This is a genomic window from Vibrio sp. H11 (assembly GCF_004804295.1).
GTDB lineage: Bacteria > Pseudomonadota > Gammaproteobacteria > Enterobacterales > Vibrionaceae > Vibrio > Vibrio ostreae.
Genome location: NZ_SSHN01000001.1, coordinates 251,626 through 276,891 on the forward strand (window position 1 = coordinate 251,626; position 25,266 = coordinate 276,891).

Here is a 25,266-nt window from a genome sequence, read left to right on the forward strand (position 1 = left end):
ATGTATTTTGACTCAATCGGTGACTTTTTTGCCATGGGAGGCTACGCAGGTTATGTGTGGAGCGCCTTTGGTATCACTTTTGTTTCATTGTTAATTTTGTGGGTGGCGAGTGTTCGTCGCAGCCGGACGCTGCTTAAGCAGGTCGAGGCCAAAATCGCGCGTCAGGCTCGGATTGATGCGGCAAAAAATATGGAGAACACACTATGAACCCAAGACGAAAAAAGCGCCTCGGTATTGTGCTGGCCATTCTGATTGGTCTCGGTGCGACGATTGGTTTGATTTTGTACGCACTGAACCAGAATATGGACCTGTTTTATACTCCGACTGAGCTGGTAAACGGTAAAAGCGGGAAGAAACCGGAAGTCGGCCAGCGACTGCGTATTGGTGGTATGGTACAGAAAGGTTCGGTGAAACGCGATTCTGACTCGTTAAAAGTCAGCTTTTTGCTGCGTGATACCGGGCCGACCGTGACCATTCTTTACGACGGCATTCTGCCGGACCTGTTCCGTGAAGGGCAGGGTATTGTTGCTCAGGGGGTGCTGAAAGACGCCACTACCGTTGAAGCATTCGAAGTTCTGGCTAAGCACGATGAAGAGTATATGCCGCCGGAAATTGCTGAAGCGATGCAGAAAAACCATTCTCCGATGAATTATTCTGAGCAACAGATACAAGGGAGTGCGCAATGATTGCAGAGATAGGACATTTTGCCCTAATCCTGGCACTGGCGCTGGCGTTACTGCTCAGTATATTGCCTTTGATCGGCGCTGCCAAAAACAACGCGACTCTGATGAATGCGGCGCGCCCTCTGTCGCTGGGCATGTTCACTATGCTGGCGTTGTCGTTCGGCATCCTGATGTGGGCCTTCTACAGCAACGATTTTACCGTGCAGTATGTGGCCAGTAATTCCAACAGTCAGCTGCCTTGGTATTACCGTCTGACTGCTGTCTGGGGTGCCCACGAGGGCTCGTTGCTGCTGTGGGTGCTGATTCAGGCTGGCTGGACTCTGGCTGTGGCCACCCTTAGTCGCGGCATGCCGCAAGAGTCGGTTGCACGGGTACTGTCCGTGATGGGTATGATCAGCGTCGGTTTCCTGCTGTTTATCATCGTGACATCGAACCCGTTCACTCGCACTCTGCCATACTTCCCGATCGATGGCCGCGACCTCAATCCGCTGCTGCAGGACCCGGGGCTGATTATCCATCCGCCTATGTTGTATATGGGCTATGTCGGTTTCTCGGTGGCGTTTTCTTTTGCGATTGCATCATTGATGACCGGACGTCTGGACACGGCATGGGCGCGCTGGTCGCGTCCGTGGACGACGGCGGCTTGGCTGTTCCTGACTGTCGGCATTGTACTGGGTTCATGGTGGGCTTATTACGAACTGGGCTGGGGCGGCTGGTGGTTCTGGGATCCGGTCGAAAACGCATCCTTTATGCCTTGGCTGGCTGGTACCGCTTTAATTCACTCACTGGCGGTGACCGAAAAGCGCGGCACGTTTAAGGCCTGGACCGTGTTACTGGCGATTTCAGCGTTCTCACTGAGTCTGCTCGGTACGTTTCTGGTGCGCTCAGGAATTCTGGTTTCGGTGCACGCATTTGCGTCCGACCCGGCGCGCGGCATCTTTATCCTGGCCTTTCTGGTGATTGTGATTGGCGGCTCGCTGCTGCTGTTTGCGCTCAAAGGCGCATCAGTACGGGTGCGAGGCAACTTTGAGCTGGTATCGCGAGAGAATGCCCTGCTGGCCAATAACGTATTACTGATCGCGGCCCTGGTGGTGGTTCTGGTTGGTACTCTGCTGCCGTTGGTGCATAAACAGCTTGGGCTGGGCTCGGTTTCTATCGGCGCGCCATTCTTTAACTCGCTGTTTGCCTGGTTGATGGTGCCGTTCGCGTTTCTGCTCGGTATTGGTCCGCTGATTCGCTGGAAGCGTGACAACCTGAGTAAACTTATCAAACCTATGGTGATTTCCGGCCTGATCTCCCTGCTGCTTGGGGCGATAGTCGTTGACACGACCATGCTGCATTTCAGTGCCATGGCCTATATGGGCTGGGTAATGGCGTTATGGATTGTGTGCCTGCACGCGGTGGAGCTGTATGAACGTGCGACTCATCGTCACGGCTTCCTGACCGGTCTGGGTAAATTGCAACGCAGCCACTGGGCGATGATGTTGGCCCACCTGGGGCTGGCGGTGACGATTATCGGTATCGCGATGGTGCAGAACTACAGCATTGAACGTGATGTGCGCCTGGCGCCTGGTGAACGTTTCCAGCTGCATGATTACGAGTTCTACTTTAAAGGGCTGCGTGATAAAGATGGCCCTAACTACGATGGTTATATTGCCGATTTTGAGGTCACTCAGCAAGGTAAGTACCTCAACACCATGCACGCAGAGAAGCGTTTCTATCGTACGGCGCGCTCTATGATGACCGAAGCGGCGATTGATCGCGGCCTGACGCGCGACCTGTATATCGCGATGGGCGAACGTCTGGATGACAATCATTCCTGGGCGGTACGCATTTACTACAAACCGTTTGTTCGCTGGATTTGGGCGGGTGGTCTTTTGATGGCGATTGGCGGATTGCTGGCCATTAGTGATAAGCGCTACCGTTTCAGAAAGACATCGGCACAGGAGGCATAAGGCATGAATAAGAAGATTCTGTTTATTCCGCTGCTGGCATTTCTGATTCTGGCAGCCGTGTTTGCCACTCAATTGTTCAGAAACTCGGAAGGGGATGATCCGACCAAGCTTGAGTCAGTGTTGGTAGGGAAGAAGGTGCCAACTTTCCGTCTCGAGGATCTGGCTGAGCCCGGCAAACTGTATGATCAGTCGATATTTAAAGGCGAGCCGCTGCTGCTCAATGTCTGGGCAACCTGGTGTCCGACGTGTTATGCCGAGCACCAGTACCTTAACCAGTTATCTGGTCAGGGGGTGAAAATTATCGGTATGAACTACAAAGATCAGCGCGATAAAGCGGTAAAATGGCTCAACAATCTGGGTAATCCATACCTGATCAGTCTGTTTGATGGTAATGGTATGTTGGGTTTGGATCTGGGTGTGTACGGCGCGCCGGAGACATTTCTGATTGATGCTAACGGGGTGATTCGTTACCGCCATGTCGGCGATGTCAATCCTCGCAACTGGCAGGATACCCTGGCGCCGCTTTATCAGAAACTGTTGCAGGAGGCGAAACAATGAAACGTTGGATCCTCGCGATACTGACAAGCCTGATTGTTTCTGCCTCAGCTTTGGCGGCAATCGAAGTGTATGATTTTGACAGCCCGGAGCAGGAGAGCCAGTTTCAGGAACTGAGTAATACACTGCGTTGCCCGAAATGTCAGAACAATACCATTGCAGACTCGAATGCTGCTTTGGCTCAGGACCTGCGTCATAAAGTGTACGAAATGACTAAGCAAGGGCAGTCCAAGCAGGAAATTATCGACTACATGACCGCCCGTTATGGTGATTTTATCACTTATAACCCGCCATTTACCGCCAGTACCGCTATTTTGTGGCTTGGTCCTCTGGCCGTGCTGGCTATCGGTTTTAGCGTAATTGTCGTGCGCAGTCGCAGTAAAACGACCACTGGCCAAGGGCAGCAATGGGACAGTGCTAAAGAAGCGCGCCTTAAGGCGTTGCTGGAAGAAGCTGAAAACGGAGATAAGCACAAATGACTTTATTCTGGATTGCGACGCTTATCCTGGTAACGATTGCCTGTGTGTTTATCGCCATACCGCTTATCCAGCGCAAAGCGAATAATGACACTGTCCTGCGTGACGAGCTGAACAAAGCATTTTACAAGGACCGCCTCAGTGAACTGGAAGAAGAGACCCAGGAAGGTCTGGTTGGCGATCAGAGCGAACTTATTGCCGATTTGAAGCAGTCTCTGCTGGACGATATCCCCGAACAAGGCAAGGCCGTTGAAGCTCGTCAGATGTCGACACTGGCAGTGCTGATACCTTCCGTGCTGGTGGTGGTGGTGCTGAGTTATGGTCTGTATGCCAAGTTTGGTTATTACGATAAAGTCGAGCAGTGGCAAAATATCAGTGCTAATTTACCGGATCTGACCCGTAAGCTGATGGCTCCTGCCGGACAGGGCGTGCAACTGACTGACCAGGAGATGCAGGACCTGACCTTGTCGCTGCGCACTCGGCTATACTATCAACCAGAGGATTCGACCGGTTGGTTGCTACTCGGCCGGATAGGGCTGGCGAACCGGGATATGCAGACGGCGGTTGGTGCAATGAAACATGCTTATGCCCTTGAACCGACGGATGGCGATATCCAACTGGGGTATGCCCAGGCCCTGATGCTGTCTGATGATGAAATGGATCAGAACCAGGCGCGTACGATGTTAGAACGCCTTGCCAGCCGTGATTATGTGGATTTACGGGTCTATTCATTGCTGGCTTTTGATGCCTTTGAACGAGCGGAATATCAGGCGGCTATCGATTATTGGCGTCGTATGCAGCAGATGATAGGTCCGAATGACGCGCGTTACCAGATGCTGACACGCAGTATTGCCAGTGCAGAGCGCAGCCTGGGACAAGGTTCTGATGCCGCTGCGGATTCGGTGCAGGTGACGATATCGCTCGGCGGTAATGTCAGTTTGCCGGCTGACGCAGTGTTGATTGTATCGGTACACACCGCCGATGGCGCCCCGATGCCAGTAGCGGCTGCCCGTTATCCGCTGAGTCAGTTTCCGCGTACTGTGGTGCTTGATGACAGCAACAGCATGATTCAGGGGCGTAAGCTGTCTGATCTTGATTCGCTGATGGTGCGGGTCCGGGTTGACCGTGATGGTAACGTAGCAACAAAACAGGGCGACTGGTTTGGCGAGAGTGAGGCGGTTAATTTAGGTCAACCGGTTGAAGTTGTGATTGATAAGCAGTATTAATTACCCACCTGTATACCCATGTGCTACTTTTTGGGTATAGTTGCTTGATTTGATGTATTAAAGGCCGATGACATCATCGGCTTTTAGCTATGGACTATGATGATGCTGAGCCGTTTAACACGGATTTTTTCCCTATCCGTATTGATGATTCTGGTCGGGTGCAGTTCAGCGCCCGATGATGCCGCTAACGCGGACTCCGACGTAAATGATCCACTGGAAGGATTTAACCGTGCCATGTGGACGGTGAACTACGATTATCTTGACCCGTACGTGGTACGTCCGGTATCGCTGGCGTATGTTGATTATGTACCTTCACCGGTGCGCACTGGCCTGTCCAACTTTCTCTCCAACCTTGATGAGCCAGCCAGCATGATCAACAACCTGTTGATGGGTAATGGTAAAAAAGCGCTCGATCATTTTAACCGCTTCTGGCTCAACTCCACGTTTGGTCTGCTGGGCCTGATTGATATCGCGTCTGAGGCCGGGATCAGTAAGCATGAAGAGAAGGCGTTCAGTGATGCGGTCGGACATTACGGTGTCGGTAACGGCCCTTATGTGATGGCGCCGGGTTATGGTCCGTTGACCGTGCGGGAAACCACCGATCTGGTTGACAGCACTTATGCCCCGTTATCTTATCTCAATATCTGGGCCAGTATCGGTAAATGGGCGATTCAAGGCATGGAAAACCGTGCTGCGCTGGTGTCGCAGGAAGCGATGCTGGACAATTCTCCGGATCCTTATGCGCTGACACGCGAGGTTTATCTGCAGCGCCGTGACTTCAAAGCCGAAATCGAACAACCTGAATATAATCCGGAAGAAGAAGAGTATCTCGACGACTACCTCGACGAAGGTTTCTGATTTGCCCCTTTCCGTGTCGGCCTGCAGCACGATCTTGGCGGCTATTGCCTCGGATCAAGCTCACTGGTTTGCTGGTCTCGTACAAAGGCTCAGGCTGACATCACCCGGCCACTGAAATACTCATTGGCGACAATGTATTCCGTATTGCGAATCAGCTCATCATTGACCTCAGCCCAGTGGGCGGTTTCGTCGTTGGCTGAAATCATCGGCACCACGCCGCCTACCCGGATATTAAACGGAGTCAGATCTCTGGCCCAGCTCTGGGTAAAGCCGGATACCATCGAGGTCGCGTTTTCAATCCCCGGCATATCCTGGGGGGAGTTGTAGGACAGCACATTGACGATGACGCCTTTGGTGTTATGTTTGCGCATTCTTTCCGAACAGACTTGACCAAACGTGAACATCGACGCCGCCATCAAGGCCAGTTTCTCGATAAAACGCTCGGTTGGTTGGTGGTCGGTTAACGCAGGAAGCGCAGCGTTGGGCCAGTTGTTGATCAGCACATCCGGTACGGTTTGATAATGCCGTTCAATGTCATCCAGCATGGCCTGAATACTGGGTAAGCCATAATCGCTTAACGGATAGGCCCGAATATGTCCGCTGATGTCCTGACAACGCTTACGAGTCTCTTCCAGCCCGGCACTATCGGTATCACACAGCACTACGCTTGCGCCAAGTCGGGCAAAATGCAGCGCCAGTGTACCGCCAAGCAGTGAGCTTGCTGAAGTAATCAACACCAGTGAACTTCCAATATTCATCTTGAGCCTGCCTTTGAATGTTATTATCGATTTGGCGGTGGAACAGGTTGTTTCAGGATGGCCGAAGAGATGCAGCAGCGATGTGAATAAAGTCAAAGAACCCGGGGTGGCGGCTTAATCATGATCAAATGTTTGCACTTATTCACACTCCGTGTCGGTAGCGGCGTAACGAATTACATCCGGCGCCAGGACGGGATCGCAGCATGGTGCGTCAAAAGGGGATGAAATCTGCAATAAGGTGATCGTATCGGGCACAAGGTAATTAAACCTGGGCGTGAATCTGATCCTGACGCCAGGCGGTATTGAGTTGCGGGTAGAGATCCGCCGGGATAAGGCTTGGCGCCGTTTTCTGTGCCAGATGACGCCGTTCGTGACCAGATAGGTTGAGGTAAACGTCTTCAGGAAGATCCTGAGTATCTTCAGGCAGATAGGTCAGTACTTCCGGCTGCAGATAATGGGCAAGTTTGGCACTGGCCAGGCCGCCGTGATGGAACATGTCCGCCTGACGGGCTGAAATAGCGTATGAACTCTGATCATTACGCAGTGCCTGGGGGTTCTGCAGGGCAAAGCGTTTACGTAGAATATCATCGCTGGTCAGCGGTTGTTCAACCTGCTCGACTGGTGTGTTGTCACGCACATCAGCTGAAAACATCGCAAGCAGCAGAGAAAAGTCGGCGCGACGTCCTTGCTCGACGGCATGGCTGATGCCACGGCCGAACTGCAGTTCGTTAATAATACCGGCTTTGTCTAAGGTGTGTACTTGCATGCTGCTCTCCGCTTGATGCCCTATGTAGCGGCAGCGGTCAGCAAAGCTTTAGACAAATTTTTGCTTAAAAACCAATATATTTCGTGATTAAAGCCCACAAAAAAGCCCGCAAAAGCGGGCTTTAAGCAAGATTACTGGATCAGTAAGCTGCGATTACTTCGCTAGGTTCGCTGCTACGAATTCCCAGTTAACCAGAGCCCAGAAACCGTTCATGTAGTCTGGACGCACGTTGCGGTAATCGATGTAGTAAGCGTGTTCCCACAGGTCAACAGTCAGCAGCGGAGTCGTACCCGCTTCAGTGATTGGAGTGCCTGCGTTAGACGTGTTTTCGATAGCCAGAGAGCCGTCCGCTTTCTTAACCAGCCAAGTCCAAGAAGAACCGAAGTTGTTGATTGCTGCTTCAGTGAACTTCGCTTTGAACTCTTCGAAAGAACCAAATGCAGCGTTGATAGCATCAGCTACTGCGCCAGTTGGTTCGCCGCCGCCGTTTGGAGACAGGCAGTGCCAGTAGAAAGTGTGGTTCCAGATCTGAGCTGCGTTGTTGAACACGCCGCCAGTAGACGTTTTGATGATCTCTTCCAGAGTTTTACCTTCAAACTCAGTACCTGGGATCAGACCGTTCAGCTTAACCACGTAAGTGTTGTGGTGTTTACCGTGGTGGTAGTCCAGAGTTTCTGCAGAGATGTGTGGTTCCAGTGCATCTTTTGCGTAAGGAAGAGCTGGTAGTTCAAATGCCATTACTCGATTCTCCATATATTTGAAAGAGTTATCTCTTTCGGATTGCTTCCAGTGTTTTTATTTTCGTCGATACGACTGACTTGCGATCTATTTTAGCAAGTTTTTACTTTATTAAAAGCCCAATCTTGAGAAAAATCGTTAATCCAGCCACGCAGGTCAATTGATCAAGTAGTCGATCATTCAACAGTGTAAATGGATCCAGAGCGTAAACCGACTCTTGGCAAAGTAGGCGCCTTCTGCGATAAAGGCAAGTCAGAAAGTTAATTTTACCGTTTGTACAAAGCTGCGCCAGAAACCATAATGATAATGGGCTTTTTATTCTCTATTAATGATTTAGAATGTGGCTCATCAAAATTAAACTCCATTAAGAGGAAGCAATGGAAACCATCGATAAAATCAAACAGCAAATTTCAGAGAACGCGATCCTTCTGTACATGAAAGGTTCACCTAAGCTACCTAGCTGTGGTTTCTCTTCTCAGGCATCTCAGGCTCTGATGGCTTGTGGTGAAAAATTTGCTTACGTTGATATCCTGCAAAATCCTGACATCCGCGCTGAACTGCCAGTTTACGCTCAATGGCCAACTTTCCCGCAGCTGTGGGTTGAAGGCGAGCTGATTGGTGGTTGTGACATCATCATTGAGATGTTCCAGAAGGGCGAACTTCAGCCACTGATCAAAGAAGCTGCCGCACGCGCAGCGAGCAGCGAAGACTGATATTCGTCGAAAACACTGTATAAAACTACAGTTTTTCTTGATTTCCTAAGGCCACATTCGATAATGTGGCCTTAATTTTTTCTAGTCGTCCGTCAGGTTATGAGCCGTTTATTTATTGCAGAAAAACCCAGCTTAGGCAGAGCGATTGCCGACGCATTACCCAAACCGCATAAAAAGGATCAAGGTTTTATTCGCTGCGCCAACGGTGATGTGGTGACCTGGTGTATTGGCCATCTGCTCGAACAGGTCGAGCCTGATGCTTATGATGAACGCTACAAGAAGTGGAATCTGGCTGATCTGCCCATCGTGCCCGAGCAGTGGCAACTGAGAGCGAGAAAATCAGCCAGTAAGCAATTGAGTGTGGTGCGTAAACTGCTGAAAGACGCCAGTCAGATCGTTCATGCCGGCGACCCGGACCGTGAAGGACAGTTGCTGGTGGATGAGGTGATTGATTACTGCAAAGTCAGCAAAGGCAAAAAAGAGACGATGGAGCGTCTGCTGATCAGCGACTTGAACTTACCGGCAGTAAAAAGAGCGCTGTCATCGATGCGCAGTAACCGCGAGTTTATTCCGTTGTCGGTTTCGGCATTAGCACGTTCACGCGCCGACTGGTTGTACGGGATGAATATGTCCCGTGCCTATACCCTGCTCGGCCAGAAGGCGGGTTATCAGGGCGTGTTGTCGGTCGGTCGGGTGCAAACGCCGGTGTTAGGGCTGGTGGTGCGGCGTGATGAAGAAATTGAGCAGTTTGTGCCGAAAGATTACTTTACCCTGGATGCGTTGATCCCTTACCAAGACAGCAGTGGGGCGTTTGATATCCGTGCGCGCTGGCAGCCGAGTGAAGCGTGCAAACCCTGGCAGGATGAAGAAGGGCGGGTGCTCAACCGTAAGCTGGTGGAAAATGTGGCCGGGCGGATTGCCGGCCAGCCAGCCAAGGTGCTTGAATCCGAGCAGAATCAGACCAAACAGTCAGCGCCGTTGCCTTATTCCTTATCCGCGCTGCAGATTGATGCGGCGAAACGGTTTAATCTCAGTGCCCAGCAGGTACTGGACATCTGTCAGGCGTTGTACGAGAAACATAAGCTGATTACTTATCCGCGTTCCGATTGTCGTTACCTGCCCAAAGAGCATTTTGCCCAGGCAGGAGCGGTGACGGCGGCAATTGCACACAATGCCAGTGAACTGACCAGTGCGGTGAGTGGTGCCGATTTAAGCCGCAAATCCAAAGCTTGGAATGATGCCAAGGTGGATGCCCACCACGCGATTATTCCCACGCCGAAGCAGGCATCCGTCAATGCGTTGTCGGCTCAGGAAATGAAAGTCTACCAACTGATTGCCCGTCAGTATCTGATTCAGTTCTATCCGCCTGCGCTTTACGCCGAAGCGAAACTGGTGTTCGATATTGCCGGTGGCACCTTTATTGCCAAAGGGCGCCAGTTGCTCTCCGCCGGTTGGAAAGCCCTGACCGGACACAAAGATGAGCAGGATGAAGGCGTCGATACCGTTCCGCCGTTGCCGGTTGGCACTGTGCTGACCTGTCGTGAAGGGGAAATTAAGGATCGTAAAACCGAGCCGCCGCGTTATTTTACCGAAGCGTCTCTGCTGCAGGCCATGACCGGGATCGCTCGCTTTGTGGCCGATAAAGAGCTGAAGAAAATTCTGCGTGATACCGATGGGCTCGGGACAGAGGCGACCCGGGCCGGGATCCTTGATACCTTATTCAAGCGTCAGCTACTCAAACGCGAAGGTAAGTTGATTAAAAGCTCTGCGGCCGGACGCGGTCTGATTCATGCCTTACCGCAAGAATCAACCTATCCGGATATGACGGCCCACTGGGAGCACCAGTTGCAGGCTATGGCTGAACGCGGCCAGGCTTATCAGCCGTTTATGCAGGCATTGCAGCAACAAATTGAAACGCTGATGCAGCAGGTGAAAACCGGCCCGGTTCCGGACTCACTGCGCGCGTTACCTGCGGTTGAAAAGCCGACGTTTAAACGTAAACGACGCAGCTTTAAAACGAAGCCGAAAGGCCAGGCGTAACAAGGTAGCGGGCAAATAAGAAAGGCCCACCCGGAGGGAGATCCGGACAGGCCCTGAGTTATTGTGTGCCGTGCGGCTCACAGAGTCGGTTGCGGCTGTGCTGTTCGGCTTAGTCGTCGCTGTCTAGCTGTTGACCTGGACGGCGTGTGGCTTTACCTCGCTTTCAACCGATTTAATCTGCTCGTAAGGCAGGCCGACGTACTGCTCGGCAATCAGCTTCATGCCAGATTCACTGTGCAGATAGAATTCCAGTTCAGAATCGGCCATCTTTTCCACAAATGAACGTTTATCCTCATGTTCTTCACCAAAGTGATGCAGCATGCTGGTCATCCACCAGGAGAAGCGTTCCGCATTCCACACGCGACGCAGACAAACATCCGAATATTGTTCCACCACCTGACGTGGCTGGCCTGCATAGTAAGCACTCAGCACCTGATACAGGGCAGCCACATCTGAGGCGGCCAGATTCAGCCCTTTGGCGCCCGTTGGCGGCACGATGTGCGCCGCATCACCGACCAGGAACAGATTGTTGTGCTGCATCGGCTCACAAACGAACGAGCGCAGCGGGGCGATGCTTTTTTCAATACTGGGCCCGGTTTGCAGCTTGGCGGCTTCTTCGGCCGGCAAGCGCAGTTTCAGCTCCTGCCAGAAGCGTTCATCGCTCCACTCTTCGACCTTTTCACTGTTTGCTACCTGAAGATAATAGCGGGAACGGGTTTCCGAGCGCTGGCTGGCCAGGGCAAAGCCGCGTGAGTGTTTGCAGTAAATCAGCTCATCACACACTGGGGGAGTGTCGGCAAGCAAACCCAGCCAGCCAAACGGATAAATCCGTTCATATTCGGTACGGATGTCTTGCGGAATACTCGGACGTGACACACCATGATAACCGTCGCAGCCAGCGATAAAATCACATTCTATCTGGTACGGTTCGCCGTCCATTTCAAAGCAGACACGGGCTTTGCTTTGAGGCGAATTGTGGATCTGGTTCACTGGCGCGCTATAAAAACTGGTTTGGGCCGACGCTTGCCGGGCCTGCATCAGATCGCGGGTCACTTCGGTCTGGCCGTAGCAGGTGACGACTTTGCCGTCCGTCAGTTTTGTTAGATTAACGTGAGTCTTCTTGCCTTCTACACTGATGTAAATACCGTGATGCACCAGGCCTTCTTGCTCGAGACGTTGCTCGCAGCCTGCTTGCTGCAGTAGCTCAACGAAGCCCTGCTCAAGAATGCCGGCACGGATCCGATCCTGCACATGTTGTGCAGAGCTGCGTTCGATAATGATGTTATCGATGCCTTGCTTGTGCAGCAGTTGGCCCAGTAACAGTCCGGAAGGTCCGGAGCCAATAATGGCCACCTTGGTTTGCAACGTTTTCATGGTGTGCTCCTTGCTCGTTATAGTAAGGCTAGCGCCAGTGACGGAAAGGCGATCAACAGGCCCAGCCGGACAACATCCGACAGGATGAAAGGTATGACGCCTTTGAAGATATCGGTGACATTGAGCTCTTTATCCAAGGACTTGATGACAAATACGTTCATGCCGACCGGCGGAGTAATCAGGCCGACTTCGACGGTAATCACCGCCACGATACCAAACCAGATAGGGTCGAAACCGGCCGCCTGAATCAACGGAAACACCACGGGAACCGTGAGCAGCAGCATAGCGATGCTGTCCATGACGCAGCCCATCAGAATAAACAACATCAGTACGGCAAATAGCACCATGTAAGGCGACATGTTGAGGCTTTGCACATAGTCGACCAGAGAATAAGAAATGCGCGACACAGACAGGAAGAAACCGAAGATTTCAGCGCCGATGATCATAAAGAAAATCATCGCAGAGATAGATAAGGTTTCGTTAATCGCTTCAACAAACATGGCCCAGGTCATACCGCGCATCAGCGCAATCGCCAGGGTGAGTGCGGCGCCGATGGCCGCTGCTTCAGTCGGGGTAAAGAACCCGGCGTAAATCCCGGCGATGATAAAGGCAAAGATGGCAGTGAACGGTAGCAGTCCTTTCAGACCGGCCAGTTTTTGCATCAGGGTGGTTTTTTCCCCTGGCGTGGCCAGATGAGGGAACAGCCATACGGTGACCGCAACGGCCAGGCAGTAAAACGCCAATCCAAGCAGGCCCGGAATGACTCCCGCGATAAACATATCACCGACCGACTGTTCGGTGATCAGGGCGTACAGCAGCAGGGCAATTGAAGGCGGGATCATAATGCCCAGCGTACCGCCGGCTGCCAGAGTGCCTGTCGCCAGTGAGACCGAATAGCCATTGCGTTTCATTTCTGGCAGTGCCACACGCGACATACTGGCCGCGGTCGCCAGCGATGAACCGGAAATGGCCGAAAAGATGCCGCAGGATGTCACCGCAGCCAGCGCCATTCCGCCACGCCAGGAGCCGAACAGGGTTTTAGCACCGTTGAACAGCTCTTGTGACATCCGTGCTTTGGAAGCGAATACGCCCATTAAAATGAACATCGGAATCGGACTGAAGCTGTAGTTGGATAGGGCATCAAACGGGGCACTGTCTAAAATGGCCACCGCGGGCTGAAACGCAACGATCGAGGCAAAGCCGACAAAACCGGTGACTGCCATTGATAACGCAATCGGGGCGCGAAACGCTATCATGATCAACATGATGGCGATGCAGATAAAACCAATCATAGGCGCGTCCATTACATCACCTCTTTATGCTGTTGATTCGAGTGGGGAAGCGACGTTGCATGCGCTTCAGTGGTTGTGTCCTGGTTGCGATGATGAGAGCGGATCAGTTCCCAGATCAGCAGCAGGCAGCGCAGGGTCAGCATGGCGGTCGCGAACACCACTATGCGATAAACCCATGGCATTGGGATCATGAGATCCTGGGTGGTTTCACCACTCAGGATGGCGCTCTCAATGGCATCGTAAAAACGGTAGGTCATACCGGCGCCAAGCAGAGCAAAACCAAGCAGGTAGAAGGATTCGAGATAGATTTTTGCCCGCTCGGACATGCGATCGGTAAACAGATCGACCACTACCTGAGCATCACCGACCGACTGAGGCAGGGTAAATAAAATGGTAAACAACAGGCCGTATTTGATCAGCTCAACACCGCCGATAAAGGTCAGCGCAATCGCACCGTCACTGAGGCCATACAGGGTACGGGTCAGGACATCAATCAATGTCACCAGCATCATGCTTATCAGCAGTACACCGCTCAGCACGTGCATGGCTTTTGCTATCTGATTGATAAAATTTCTGCATGCAGTCATAACATTACTCCCGATAGACATCGCTTAAACCGGATTCGCGCAGCTGCCGGCAGACAACGCCAGGGCACGCTGATAAACCGCTTTGGCTGGTAAGCCTTTGGCTTCGAGATCATCCAGGTACTGCTGAGTAACACTATCCAGTACCGGTTTCCACTCGCTGTTGAAGTGATCAGGGCTGATGGTGGTGATCTGCTGGCCTTTTTGTTTGGCCTCGGCCATGCCCTGGCTATCGAGTGCATCGAACGTTTCACCCGCTTTTAATGACCACGACATGCCGGAGTTTTTATCAATCACGGCTTGCAGTTCCGGTGCCAGGCGGTTGTAGACGTTTTTATTCATGGTCACAACGAAAGCGAGCGAATACAGGCCACCCAGATCGGTGTGGTTATTCGCCTGCTCATTGATTTTAAATACTTTTGCCCCTTCCCAAGGCAGGGCGACCCCGTCAATCACGCCACGTTGCAGTGACTGGTAAGAGTCCGGTGCCGGCATGCCGACCGGTAGGGCATTGAGTTTTTCCAGTAAACCGGCGACGACTGAAGTCGGACGACGGATACGCAGGTTGGCCAGATCTTGTGGTGTTTCGACTTTTTTGTCTTTGGTATGCAGCAGGCCCGGACCATGGGTAAACATGAACAGCGGTCGGGTATCTTTGTATTCGGATGCGATCAGACCTTCGGTGTAAAGATGTTCAATCACACAAGATCCCTGCACGGCGCTTTTGACTACGCCGGGCAACTCGACGATCTGGGTAAGCGGAAAGCGGTTGGCGGTATAGCCTTGCACCGTAGCGGTCATATCAAGAATCTGGTGACTGACGGCGTCGTATTGCGCCGGAGCTTTGGCCAGAGTGGAACTGGCGTAGATATCGACGTTGATCCTGCCATTGGAGTCCTGTTCGACCTGGTCAGCCCAAGCCTGGAACAGATCAGTGTGTATTGCCGACACCGCTGGCCAGAAATGACCAAAGCGCAGGTTCACGTCCGCAGCCTGAGCTGATGCAGCCGCGAGTAAAGTGCCGATTGTGCAGGCAGTCAGGGTGGTTATCTTTTTCATCATTCGCATCCATACTCATGTTTATTTTCACGTTATCGCCAGGCGGTCTGCTCGCCAGCTACAGGCTGAAAACAGGGGCCGGGAGGGCAGATATCCCGGCGCTGCGTCCATGCAGCTGTTGGCGGTTATTAAAATTCTTCGGTATCAATCTCCGTCTGGGTGGCGGCGTTATAGCGCGGTCCGGCCACCCGGTTGTGGTTGATGAGATCATCCAGCGCGGCAACCATGTCAGCACTGAGGATCACTTCACTGGCAGCGATGTTTTGCGCCAGATGGTCAAGGTTGGTGGTGCCCGGAATGGAAACCAGCTCGACCTGCTGACTGTTGAGCCAGGCCAGAGCTAACTGCGCCAGGTTGATATCCAGTTTTCCTTCTGCATGCCAGACATCGAGTTGTTGTTGCAGACCGTCAATCAGGCTCAGATTACGGGCGAAGTTGCGCTCGGCGAAGCGCGGCATCGCACGGCGGATATCTTTGTCGGCCAGAGCCTGACGGTCGCGCAGGGTTCCGGTCAGCATGCCGCGTCCGAGCGGACTGAATGCCACCAGGGTGACATTTAGCTCGCGGCACGCGTCAAGCAGAGCGATTTCCGGATTACGGGTCCAGAGTGAATATTCACTCTGGACCGCGCCAATAGGATGCACCGCATGCGCTTTACGCAATGTGGTGGCAGAGACTTCGGACAAACCGATTTCACGAATTTTGCCTTCTTCGACCAGACGGCTCAGTTCACCGACCGTTTCTTCTATCGGGATGGTTTTATCCCAGCGATGCAGGTAGTAGAGATCAATCACATCGGTATTGAGGCGGCGCAGACTGTCTTCACACTGACGGCGGATCAAAGCCGGGTCACCACTGATCTGTTTGGTTCCCTGTGGGTCGATATACATACCGCATTTACTGGCCAGCAAAAATTCATCCCGTCGGTGCATGACGGCCTGGCCCAGTAGAGTCTCGTTGGCACCTGCACCGTATAAGGTTGCGGTGTCGAGATGGTCATAGCCCAAGTCCAGCGCCTGGTTAAGCAGGGCTGAAGCTTCTCGAGCCGGTGTCGCCGGTCCGTAAGCATGTGAGAGGTTCATGCAGCCTAACCCGACGGCACGACTGGTCAGTTGTCCGATCTTTTTCATATCGTTACCCGTTGTTTTCCAGTAACTGCTCCAGCTTGTGCAGCGTTTCCATCGCGCTCAGACATTGCAGTACTGATGAGTTAGGCTCACGTCCCTCGCGGATGGCAGCGATAAATTCACGATCAATCAGCTCAATGCCGTTGTTGGAAACGGTCACGCCGGACAGATCGATTGGGTTGTCGTAGCCGTCGAACAGGTCATCGTAGCGGGCGATGTAGGTGCCTTCTTCACAGATGTAGCGGAAGAAGGTGCCGAAAGGCCCATCGTTGTTGAATGAGAGTGACAGGGTACAGATAGCGCCGGATGGCACTTTCAGACCGATACTCATGTCCATCGCAATACCGAGTTGCGGGTGAACCGGTCCCTGCATCGCTTGTAGCTGGCTGGCAGTCTGACCAGTCTGGTATTGGAACAGATCCACGGTATGGCAGGCGTGGTGCCACAGAAGGTGGTCGGTCCAGCTGCGCGCTTCACCTTTGGCGTTGGTGTTGGTGCGACGGAAGAAGTACGTCTGCACGTCCATTTGCTGGATATGCAGATCACCGGCAGCAATTTTGTTGTGAATCCACTGATGGCTTGGGTTAAAGCGGCGGGTGTGACCGGCCACCGCGACCAGTCCGGTCTGTTTCTGAACTTCAACCAGACGGCGGGCATCTTCGATGTTGTCGGCCATCGGGATTTCAACCAGGACATGTTTACCCGCTTCCAGACACTCAATCGCCTGGCTGGCGTGCATGTGGGTCGGAGTCGCCAGAATGACGGCATCGACAGTATCCAGCGCCAGTACTTCACTCAGGCTGTCGCTGATGACGGCGCCCGGGTATTGCTCACCCAGCGCGGTCATTTTTTCGACTTCACTGCCAACCAGCGCGGAAACCTGGACGTCATCAATTTGACTTAAGGCTTCCAGGTGTTTAGTTCCAAAAGCGCCAGAGGCACCAACGACACAAATATTCATAACGTTTCCTTTCTGTTTCCGGAGTGGTTCGCCCACTGAGTGGTTATATTGTTAAGTGGTTATATTGTTAAGTTGCGATTTTTTGAGAGGTGCTCTTTTTGCAACAATACTTTCGCTAACTGGCGTGGTTGAGATCCAGGTGAGCCGTTCTGATATCTAAAGATTTAAATATCTCCAGTAGCCTGGTGTGCTGCGTGCTGCGAATCACAAGGTGGTCATGATGGATATCAATCTCACCGTCTATAAAGGCCGCTTGTCGGCTCTCGATCTCTTGTTGTAAACGGGCCTTATCGACGCTGCCGCTGCGCAGATCGGCGACCATCTGCCCCGGTTTGAGCTGAGGTACAAGCTCTTCCAGCCAGGGGGTGAGGTCACGCTCAGCATCACTGAGCAGGATCAGATGCGCGCTGTTAATGGCATCCGCCACTGAAAAACAGCCTTGCACCCCGCTGCTGATAAAGCGCTCCAGCTGCGTTTTACAGCTGTCATCATGTAAGGTGTTCGGGTCAAAAGCAGTAATGACACGCTCGGCCTGGTTAACCCCGAGTCTGAGCATGTTCTGCGCGGTAAGTCCGAAACCAATCAGCGCCAGTCGCGAAATTTTTGCCATGCACATTCCTTAAACGTTCAGGTAGCAAATATGTTGATGGAGTGTATTGAAGTTGTTTTATTGATGGCTAACTTAGCAAACGGAATGGTATCGGGATAATTGAAATTTAGTATTGGCTATTCAAATTTTGAATAGCCAATTTTGGATGGCCTATATCATTTTCTTATAGGTTGATCAGTGAAAGACCAATGCGGCGTATAGTTTCAACAAAAGCTTCCTGCGTCGTGGTGCCGCGCCAACTTTTACGCACTGTGATGCCGATCGCACGCTTTTGTTGTTCGGTGTCGTAATCGATCATTTCAAATGCGCCTTCGCTCAACTCTCTGTGCACCTGGTGTTTGGGCAACATGGTCAGTTTGTCACTGCCCACCACGATTTCACGCACCAGCATCTGTGAGCTGGCTTCAACAATCTGTTGTGGCAGTGGGTGATCTTTACTGAGAAACAGCTGCTCGAACATGTGGCGTCCGGGAGTGTTCTTACGTGAAATAACCCAGCCATAGTGACATAAATCGTCCAGAGTCACTTTTGCCATTTTCCCCAGCGGATGACCTTGGCGGGCCAGGATGACGTTAGAGGTAAAAAACAGTGTTTCCTGATGCACATCGTAGGAAGGCACCGGAAAGCGCAGTGCGCCGACAATCACGTCCAGCTCGCCACGCCGTAAGTGTTCGAGTAAATCCTCATATAACCCATCGAGGACGCTGACATTAAAATCCGGACAGTTCTGAGTAAACTCGTTGATTGCACTAGGTAAAATACAGGTTCTTGCCAGTGGAAGGCTACCAATGATGATACTGCCGGCGCTGACATTATTCTTGGCATCGATTTCGGCAATGCCCTGATTGATTTCATTGAAGGCCAGTTTTACCGCCCGGCTCAGGGCCTGGGCCGCTTTGGTCGGGCTGACTCCCAGGCTGGTTTTTTCAAACAAAACGGTGCCCAGGTACTCTTCGAGATCTTTACACGCTCTATATAGAGAGGACTGGGATACACCAATATTACGTCCGGCCGCGGAGTAATTTTGCGCTTCGGATACGGCGACTAAAGCGCGCAGCTGTGTGGTGGTCAGAGCAAATAAACTCGGTGTGGCGGCAGCGCCGGCGGATTTATCCAGGCGGTAACTTTTCTTGATCGCCTGGGTCAGCATCTCCAGGGCCCGTTCGATCCGGAAGCTGAATAGTTCCCCTTCCGCAGTCAGGTTCATCCCGTCAGTCTTGCGTTCAAACAGCGAAGTTTTGAGCGACTTCTCAATTTTGGCGATAGCCTGAGTGATGGCTGGCTGGGATAAAAAAATGCTTTCCGATGCTTTGCTGATACTGCCGTTTTTGACCACGGCCACAAATGCGACCAAGTGGCGCAGGTTGGGTATCTTTTCCATTTTATGCGTAATCTTTCTATCTCGTTTTTTAACACTATATCAAAAACCAATACCGTTAGTGTAAATTGAAATAGCCAAAACGTAACGCAAATGTAAATACTGTGATCCACGCATTGAGTAAGTCCAATTGCTTAGTGACAAGGGAGCAGACTAAGTATGATTATTGATTGTCATGGCCATTACACGACAACGCCGCCACAAGTCGGTGATTATCGTGAATCACAAAAAGCCGCATTGAAACAAGACCCAGCCTATCGTGGCGAGAAAGGGACGATCCACATCAGCGATGATGAAATCCGCGAAAGCATTGATAATAACCAGTTGCGTCTGCAACAAGAGCGCGGAACCGACCTGACGATTTTTTCCCCGCGTGCCAGCTGGATGGGACACCATATTGGCAACGAGTACACCAGCCGTTACTGGACCGAGCATCAGAATGACCTGATTCGCCGCGTGTGTGACCTGTATCCGAATAACTTTGCGCCGGTAGCCCAGCTACCCCAATCACCGGGGATTACGCCGAGCAAATCCATTCCTGAACTGGTGCGTTGTGTCGAAGAGATGGGTTTTATCGGCTGTAACCTCAACCCGGATACCACAGGTGGATTCTGGCAGGACGCTTCGCTGGGCGATCGCAGTTTTTACCCTCTTTACGAAAAACTGGTCGAGCTGGATGTTCCGGCGATGATCCATGTCAGTGCCGCATGTAACCACTGTTTCCATACCACCAGCTCTCACTATCTGGGGGCTGATACCACAGCGTTCAGTCAGTTGCTGATGTCTGATGTGTTTAAAGATTTTCCTGAGCTGAAGATCATCATTCCGCATGGCGGCGGTGCCGTGCCTTATCACTGGGGACGTTTCCGTGGTATCGCTCAGGATATGGGCTTGCCACCGCTGGAAGAGTCAGTCCTCAACAACATCTATTTCGATACCTGTGTTTACCACCAGAAAGGTATCGACCTGCTGCTTGATCTGCTGCCGGCCAAAAACATCTTGTTTGCATCGGAAATGATCGGCGCAGTAAGAGGCATCGACCCGGAAACCGGCCACTATTTCGATGACACCAAACGCTATATCGATGCCAACACCAAGCTGTCGGAGCAGGAAAAATCGATGATTTTTGAAGACAATGCCCGTCGGGTATTCAGCCGCCTTGATGGCATTCTTAACCAGGCTTAATTCAGGAGAGCAAAATGAGTAATCACGTAGTAGTACAGAACATTGAACGCGTCGATCCTGACATTGTGCAAGGTCTGGCGCAGTGTGGTGTGGCCACCGTGCATGAGGCGCAGGGCCGTAAAGGTTTGCTGGCTGATTATATGCGTCCTATTTACAGCGATGTGGCGGTAGCGGGCTCTGCCCTGACCATTTCGGGTGCGGCCGGTGACAACTGGATGATGCATGTCGCGATGGAACAGGCTCAGGCTGGCGATATTCTGGTGTTTGCGCCAACCTCGCCGTCAAATCACGGCTTTTTTGGTGACCTGCTTGCGACATCTGCCCAGTCACGCGGTGTGGTCGGATTAATTATTGATGGTGGCGTACGTGATGTGCGCACGCTGAAAGAGATGAATTTCCCGGTCTGGTCTAAGCATATTTTTGCTCAGGGCACCATCAAGTCCACCCTGGGTTCCGTCAATGTACCAGTGGTTTGTGCTGATGAAGTGGTCAACCCGGGCGATGTGATTGTTGCCGATGATGATGGCGTGTGTGTGGTGCGCCGCGAAGAGGCGGAGTGGGTGCTTAATGAAGCTCGTGCCCGTGAAGCGCGCGAAGAAGCTAAACGGGTGCGCCTCGCCAATGGTGAACTGGGCCTGGACATCTATGAGATGCGTGAGCGTCTGGAACAAGAAGGCCTGAAATATGTCTGAGCAGCCGTTCTCAGCACCATGCATGTGGATGCGTGGCGGCACATCGAAAGGGGGCTACTTCCTGGCATCGGATCTGCCGGCCGATCCAACCGAGCGTGATGCGTTTCTGCTGGAGGTGATGGGCTCTCCGGATGTAAAACAGGTTGATGGAATGGGCGGGGCCAGCCCGCTGACTTCGAAAGTGGCGGTAGTGAAACCGTCTGAGCGTCTCGGTGTGGATGTCGATTATCTGTTTTTGCAGGTGTTTGTTGATCAGCCTTTGGTCGCCGATAAACAGAACTGCGGCAACATTCTCGCCGGTGTCGGCCCCTTTGCAATTGAGCATGGGTTGGTTGAGGCCGATGAATTGGTGACCGAAGTCACTGTGTTTATGGAAAACACCGGTCAAATCGCAATTTGTCGTGTGCCGACACCACAAGGTCAGGTGACTTACCGTGGGGTATCCTGTATAGATGGTGTACCGGGTACGGCCAGCGCGATTGAAATTGAGTTTCAGGACACGGCAGGTTCCAGCTGCGGGGCCTTGCTGCCAACCGGGAACGAGGTGGATGAAATCAACGGGCTTCATGTCACTTTGATTGATAACGGCATGCCGGTGGTGGTGATTGCAGCAGACGAACTTGGATTGTCAGGCTCAGAAAGCCCGCAAGATCTGGAAAACAATCAGGAACTGCGGCTGCAACTCGAGCAACTGCGTCTGAAAGCCGGACCGATGATGAATTTGGGAGATGTCACTGAACTCTCGGTGCCGAAATTGAGTATTGTCAGCGCACCACAACAGGGCACGATCAATACCCGCACTTTCATTCCTCATCGCTGCCATGACGCCATTGGTGTACTGGGGGCGGTGAGTGTGGCGACAGCCTGTCTGTTGCCACACTCACCGGCTAGCCAGGTGGCCCGATTGGAGAAAGCGCAGCGTATGACCCTCAGCGTTGAGCACCCAACTGGTGAATTAAGTGTTGTGGTCAGTTTAGACCAACAGGATAACGTAAAAAGCGCTGCGATTTTGCGTACGGCACGCAAGCTGTTCGACGGCGTAGTATTTGGTCGCTAAGACGACCGAAACGTGAAACATAACTAGAAGATTACAATAACAAGGACGATAAGATGGATAAAGATTACTTACCTTTTCATCCCGACCCGAGCAAGCCTACTTACGTCGCACCTGCTGGTGCGGTGGATGCCCACTGCCACGTTTTTGGTCCGGCAGAGCAGTTTCCTTACTCGCCCAAGCGTAAATATACCCCGTGTGATGCGTCGAAACATCAGCTGTTCGCACTGCGTGACCACCTCGGCTTTGCCCGTAATGTGATAGTGCAGGCGTCGTGTCATGGCACGGATAACGCAGCGTTGCTGGATGCCCTGCAAACCGCGGGTGATTTAGCACGTGGCGTGGCGGTAGTCTCACCGGACATTAGCGAGCAAGAGCTGCAGCAGATGCACGATCTGGGCGTGCGAGGTGTGCGTTTTAACTTCGTAAAACGTCTGGTCGATGCGACACCAAAAGAAGTGTTCCTCAATATCGCGCACAAGATTCGTCCTTTGGGCTGGCATATTGTGGTCTATTTCGAAGCGCAGGATTTTGACGATATCGCCCCGTTCCTGCTCGAACTCGATACCCAGATCGTTATCGATCATATGGGCCGTCCCGACGTTGCTCTCGGCGTCGACCATCCTGACTTCCAAAAATTTGCCCAGTTACTGGCTGATAATCCACAAATCTGGACCAAGGTCAGCTGTCCGGAGCGCCTGACTCAGACTGCACCGGATTACAGCGATGTGGTGCCGTTTGCCAAACATCTGGTGGAACGTTTTCCTAATCAGGTGCTATGGGGCACTGACTGGCCGCATCCGAATATGAAATCGCATGTGCCTGATGACGGTCACCTGGTTGATGTGATTCCCCTTATCGCGCCGACAGCGGAGTTGCAACAGACACTGCTGGTCGATAATCCGATGAAACTGTACTGGCAATAAAGGAGAAGCAAGGATGGCTTACGCAAAAAATGAAGTGCCTATTTTGGGTACCACGTTTTTCGACGGCAACATGGCACGCAAAGGTTATGGCCTGAACAAAATGTGTTTCTCCCTCAACGATTCCTCAGCGCGCGACGCGTTTTTTGCTGATGAGATGGCTTATTGCGATCGTTTTAACCTGAGCGAAGAGCAGAAGCAGGCGGTACGCGATCGCGATGTGCTGCGCATGATTGAGCTGGGCGGCAACATCTATTATCTGGCGAAATTTGCCGGCGCACTGGGGATGAACATGCAGGATATCGGTGCATTGCAAACCGGCATGTCACTGGAAGCGTTTAAACAGAAACTGGTCGATGCAGGGAGATAAGCAGATGGCACAAATTTTAGGCGGCATTACCACGTCACACATTCCGGCGATTGGTAAAGCGATTGATCAGGGTCTGGAGCAGACCCCGTACTGGAAACCATTCTTTGATGCTTACCCACCGGTGCGTGAATGGCTGAGCGAAAAGCAACCGGATGTGGCGATTATTTTCTACAACGACCATGGCCTGGAATTTTTTATTGACCGTAAACCGACGTTTGCGATTGGTGTGGCAGAAGAGTACCACAATGCCGATGAGGGCTGGGGTATAAAACCGATTCCGACCATTCAGGGCGAATCTGAGCTGGCGTGGCACATTTGTAATGAGTTGGTGGACAACGAATTTGACATCACGATTTGCCAGGAAATGAAAGTCGACCACGGCCTGACCATTCCGATGCAGCTGATGTGGCCGGGCTTTAAATACGATCATATCAAAGTGATCCCGGTGTGTATCAATATCGAACAGCATCCGATGCCATCACCAAAACGTTGTTATGACCTGGGTAAAGCGATCGGCGATGCAGTACGCAGTTTTGATCAGGATCTCAAGGTGGTTGTGCTGGGCACCGGTGGTCTGTCCCATCAGCTGGATGGCGAACGCGCCGGATTCATCAATAAAGAGTTTGACCTCTACTGTATGGACAAAATTGTCAGCGAACCGCAAGCGTTAACCAAACTGTCTGTACGCGATTTGGTTGAACAGGCTGGCTCTCAGGGACCGGAACTCAATATGTGGCTCGGCATGCGCGGTGTACTGAATCCGCAACTGACGGTGCTGCACAGTAATTACCACGTGCCGATCTCTAATACCGGTGCCGGATTACTCCTACTTGAATAATTTCCCCTACGACGTGAAATAACATAATAACAGGACCAGAACATGAAACAGACTTACCTCAAACGCCTGGCTGTGGGCATGATGATGATGAGTTCATCGCTGGCGATGGCGGCCGATTATCCGAGTAAAAACATCCAGGGCATTATTCAGTGGGGTGCGGGCGGTGCCACTGACAGCATCATGCGTTCCGTCACACCGGGGGCGGAAAAGCAACTGGGTACCGATATCATCCTCACCAACCGCGGTGGTGGTGCAGGTGCGATTGCGACTAAGTACGTTAATGCCCGCGGTGCTGACGGTTACACTCTGCTGATGGGGGCGGAGCCGACCCAGATGGCTAAGGTTATGGGGCTGGGCAAACTCGATTACAGCGACATGGTGCCAATTTCGGTGCTGGCGCAGGGGATTTCAATCATCGTGGCGCGCAATGACGCCCCATACGATAACCTGCATGAGTTTATCGAATATGCGAAAGCCCATCCGAAAGAGATCAAACTGGGTTCAACCGGACCGGGTGGTTTGCCTTCAGTTTTGCTGGCGATTCTGAAAAGCGCTGAACCGTTTGAAGTGACTGAGATCCCGTATAACGGTGATGGCCCGGGTATGACCGCCATTCTGGGTAACGCGATTGATGTGATGCCGACGGCATACGGCCCGGCCAAAGAGTATCTTCGTGCCGGTCAGATGAAAGTGATTGGTCTGATGGACAAAGAGCCGAATGCACACTTCCCGGATGTTAAACCGGTAACGGACTACTATCCGCAACTGGCCTCACAGCTGCCGTATAACTCCTTCTTTGGTATTTTCGTCAAAAAAGGTACACCGGATGATGTGGTGAGCAAATTGTCCGCGGCATTTAACCATTCCGCCAGCAGCGATGAGTTCAAAAACCTGATGGAGCAGCGCGGTTTTAACTATCTTGGTCTGTCTGGCAAGGAAGCGGGTGACTACGTCGAGCGTTTTCGCTCGGTAGCATCCTGGATTGCTTACGATTCCGGCATTGCCAAATTCTCTCCGGAAAAATTTAACATCAAAAAAGTCAGTCAATAAT

Annotated in this window: 27 protein-coding genes; 16 read left to right on the top strand and 11 right to left on the bottom strand. The window is 52.2% G+C overall.

Annotation, left to right across the window (positions count from 1 at the left end; all coding sequences use genetic code 11):
* The 7 genes from ccmD to E6C74_RS01340 all read left to right on the top strand — a co-directional run bounded on the left by ccmD (nt 1) and on the right by E6C74_RS01340 (nt 5,753).
* On the top strand, nt 1-207 hold the full coding sequence (ccmD, locus tag E6C74_RS01310) for a heme exporter protein CcmD (protein ID WP_136482613.1): 207 nt from the start codon (nt 1-3) through the stop codon (nt 205-207).
* The gene (gene ccmE / locus E6C74_RS01315; RefSeq protein WP_136482615.1) at nt 204-686 is read left to right on the top strand and encodes a cytochrome c maturation protein CcmE; all 483 of its coding nucleotides are present in this window, start codon (nt 204-206) and stop codon (nt 684-686) included. The genes ccmD and ccmE overlap by 4 nt, the downstream gene beginning before the upstream one ends.
* The gene (locus E6C74_RS01320; RefSeq protein ID WP_136482617.1) at nt 683-2,638 is read left to right on the top strand and encodes a heme lyase CcmF/NrfE family subunit; all 1,956 of its coding nucleotides are present in this window, start codon (nt 683-685) and stop codon (nt 2,636-2,638) included. The genes ccmE and E6C74_RS01320 overlap by 4 nt, the downstream gene beginning before the upstream one ends.
* 3 nt (nt 2,639-2,641) lie before the next feature.
* Nucleotides 2,642-3,196, top strand: a complete 555-nt coding sequence (locus E6C74_RS01325) for a DsbE family thiol:disulfide interchange protein (RefSeq protein ID WP_136482619.1) — start codon at nt 2,642-2,644, stop codon at nt 3,194-3,196.
* Entirely contained in the window at nt 3,193-3,672 is a 480-nt protein-coding gene (locus E6C74_RS01330; RefSeq protein WP_136482622.1) for a cytochrome c-type biogenesis protein, read from the top strand. Before E6C74_RS01325 ends, E6C74_RS01330 begins: the two co-directional genes overlap by 4 nt.
* Nucleotides 3,669-4,895 carry a c-type cytochrome biogenesis protein CcmI gene (ccmI, locus tag E6C74_RS01335; RefSeq protein ID WP_136482625.1) on the top strand — a complete coding sequence of 409 codons (1,227 nt, stop codon included), beginning with the start codon at nt 3,669-3,671 and terminating at the stop codon, nt 4,893-4,895. The genes E6C74_RS01330 and ccmI overlap by 4 nt, the downstream gene beginning before the upstream one ends.
* Nucleotides 4,896-4,997: 102 nt before the next feature.
* Nucleotides 4,998-5,753, top strand: a complete 756-nt coding sequence (locus E6C74_RS01340; RefSeq protein WP_136482627.1) for a VacJ family lipoprotein — start codon at nt 4,998-5,000, stop codon at nt 5,751-5,753.
* A gap of 89 nt (nt 5,754-5,842) precedes the next feature.
* Here E6C74_RS01340 and E6C74_RS01345 read toward each other — a convergent pair whose 3' ends face one another.
* From E6C74_RS01345 to sodB, 3 genes are all read right to left on the bottom strand, one after another.
* Nucleotides 5,843-6,511, bottom strand: coding sequence for an SDR family oxidoreductase (locus tag E6C74_RS01345; RefSeq protein WP_136482629.1), 669 nt, complete (start codon nt 6,509-6,511; stop codon nt 5,843-5,845).
* Between the two features lie 262 nt (nt 6,512-6,773).
* Nucleotides 6,774-7,277 carry a VC2046/SO_2500 family protein gene (locus E6C74_RS01350; protein WP_136482631.1) on the bottom strand — a complete coding sequence of 168 codons (504 nt, stop codon included), beginning with the start codon at nt 7,275-7,277 and terminating at the stop codon, nt 6,774-6,776.
* Nucleotides 7,278-7,430: 153 nt separating this feature from the next.
* Entirely contained in the window at nt 7,431-8,015 is a 585-nt protein-coding gene (sodB, locus tag E6C74_RS01355) for a superoxide dismutase [Fe] (protein WP_136482633.1), read from the bottom strand.
* A gap of 377 nt (nt 8,016-8,392) precedes the next feature.
* On the opposite strand from sodB, the gene E6C74_RS01360 reads away from it, so the two are divergent.
* Entirely contained in the window at nt 8,393-8,728 is a 336-nt protein-coding gene (locus E6C74_RS01360; protein WP_136482635.1) for a Grx4 family monothiol glutaredoxin, read from the top strand.
* 99 nt (nt 8,729-8,827) lie between these two features.
* Entirely contained in the window at nt 8,828-10,768 is a 1,941-nt protein-coding gene (locus E6C74_RS01365) for a DNA topoisomerase III (protein ID WP_136482637.1), read from the top strand.
* 123 nt (nt 10,769-10,891) lie between these two features.
* On the opposite strand, the gene pobA is transcribed toward E6C74_RS01365, so the two are convergent.
* The 8 genes from pobA to E6C74_RS01405 form a co-directional block, all read right to left on the bottom strand.
* Nucleotides 10,892-12,142, bottom strand: coding sequence for a 4-hydroxybenzoate 3-monooxygenase (pobA, locus tag E6C74_RS01370; protein ID WP_136482639.1), 1,251 nt, complete (start codon nt 12,140-12,142; stop codon nt 10,892-10,894).
* Between the two features lie 17 nt (nt 12,143-12,159).
* Nucleotides 12,160-13,446, bottom strand: a complete 1,287-nt coding sequence (locus E6C74_RS01375) for a TRAP transporter large permease (protein WP_136482640.1) — start codon at nt 13,444-13,446, stop codon at nt 12,160-12,162.
* Complete coding sequence (locus E6C74_RS01380) at nt 13,446-14,021, bottom strand: TRAP transporter small permease (protein WP_240798099.1); 576 nt, start codon at nt 14,019-14,021, stop codon at nt 13,446-13,448. The genes E6C74_RS01375 and E6C74_RS01380 overlap by 1 nt, the downstream gene beginning before the upstream one ends.
* Before the next feature lie 24 nt (nt 14,022-14,045).
* Nucleotides 14,046-15,080, bottom strand: coding sequence for a TRAP transporter substrate-binding protein (locus E6C74_RS01385; protein ID WP_240798100.1), 1,035 nt, complete (start codon nt 15,078-15,080; stop codon nt 14,046-14,048).
* A gap of 125 nt (nt 15,081-15,205) precedes the next feature.
* A complete protein-coding gene (locus E6C74_RS01390; RefSeq protein WP_136482642.1) occupies nt 15,206-16,207 on the bottom strand; it encodes an aldo/keto reductase in 1,002 nt (333 codons plus the stop codon).
* A gap of 4 nt (nt 16,208-16,211) precedes the next feature.
* Nucleotides 16,212-17,165, bottom strand: a complete 954-nt coding sequence (locus E6C74_RS01395; RefSeq protein WP_136482644.1) for a Gfo/Idh/MocA family oxidoreductase — start codon at nt 17,163-17,165, stop codon at nt 16,212-16,214.
* Between the two features lie 115 nt (nt 17,166-17,280).
* Nucleotides 17,281-17,775, bottom strand: a complete 495-nt coding sequence (locus E6C74_RS01400; RefSeq protein WP_136482646.1) for an NAD(P)-binding domain-containing protein — start codon at nt 17,773-17,775, stop codon at nt 17,281-17,283.
* A gap of 163 nt (nt 17,776-17,938) precedes the next feature.
* Nucleotides 17,939-19,156, bottom strand: a complete 1,218-nt coding sequence (locus E6C74_RS01405) for a LysR family transcriptional regulator (RefSeq protein WP_136482647.1) — start codon at nt 19,154-19,156, stop codon at nt 17,939-17,941.
* Between the two features lie 156 nt (nt 19,157-19,312).
* Between E6C74_RS01405 and E6C74_RS01410 the strand changes: the two genes are divergently transcribed.
* Genes E6C74_RS01410 through E6C74_RS01440 form a run of 7 tightly spaced genes read left to right on the top strand, consistent with a single transcriptional unit; the run spans nt 19,313 to nt 25,265 of the window.
* The gene (locus E6C74_RS01410; RefSeq protein ID WP_136482649.1) at nt 19,313-20,338 is read left to right on the top strand and encodes an amidohydrolase family protein; all 1,026 of its coding nucleotides are present in this window, start codon (nt 19,313-19,315) and stop codon (nt 20,336-20,338) included.
* Between the two features lie 14 nt (nt 20,339-20,352).
* Complete coding sequence (locus E6C74_RS01415) at nt 20,353-21,030, top strand: 4-carboxy-4-hydroxy-2-oxoadipate aldolase/oxaloacetate decarboxylase (protein WP_136482651.1); 678 nt, start codon at nt 20,353-20,355, stop codon at nt 21,028-21,030.
* A complete protein-coding gene (locus tag E6C74_RS01420) occupies nt 21,023-22,087 on the top strand; it encodes a 4-oxalomesaconate tautomerase (protein ID WP_136482652.1) in 1,065 nt (354 codons plus the stop codon). The genes E6C74_RS01415 and E6C74_RS01420 overlap by 8 nt, the downstream gene beginning before the upstream one ends.
* Before the next feature lie 53 nt (nt 22,088-22,140).
* Nucleotides 22,141-23,010 carry an amidohydrolase family protein gene (locus E6C74_RS01425; RefSeq protein ID WP_136482654.1) on the top strand — a complete coding sequence of 290 codons (870 nt, stop codon included), beginning with the start codon at nt 22,141-22,143 and terminating at the stop codon, nt 23,008-23,010.
* A 13-nt stretch (nt 23,011-23,023) separates the two neighbouring features.
* Complete coding sequence (locus E6C74_RS01430) at nt 23,024-23,377, top strand: protocatechuate 4,5-dioxygenase subunit alpha (protein WP_136482656.1); 354 nt, start codon at nt 23,024-23,026, stop codon at nt 23,375-23,377.
* 4 nt (nt 23,378-23,381) lie between these two features.
* A complete protein-coding gene (locus tag E6C74_RS01435; protein WP_136482658.1) occupies nt 23,382-24,215 on the top strand; it encodes a class III extradiol dioxygenase family protein in 834 nt (277 codons plus the stop codon).
* 42 nt (nt 24,216-24,257) lie between these two features.
* Nucleotides 24,258-25,265: a tripartite tricarboxylate transporter substrate binding protein gene (locus E6C74_RS01440; protein WP_136482660.1), complete on the top strand. Its 1,008-nt coding sequence runs from the start codon at nt 24,258-24,260 to the stop codon at nt 25,263-25,265.
* Nucleotide 25,266 lies beyond the last annotated feature (1 nt).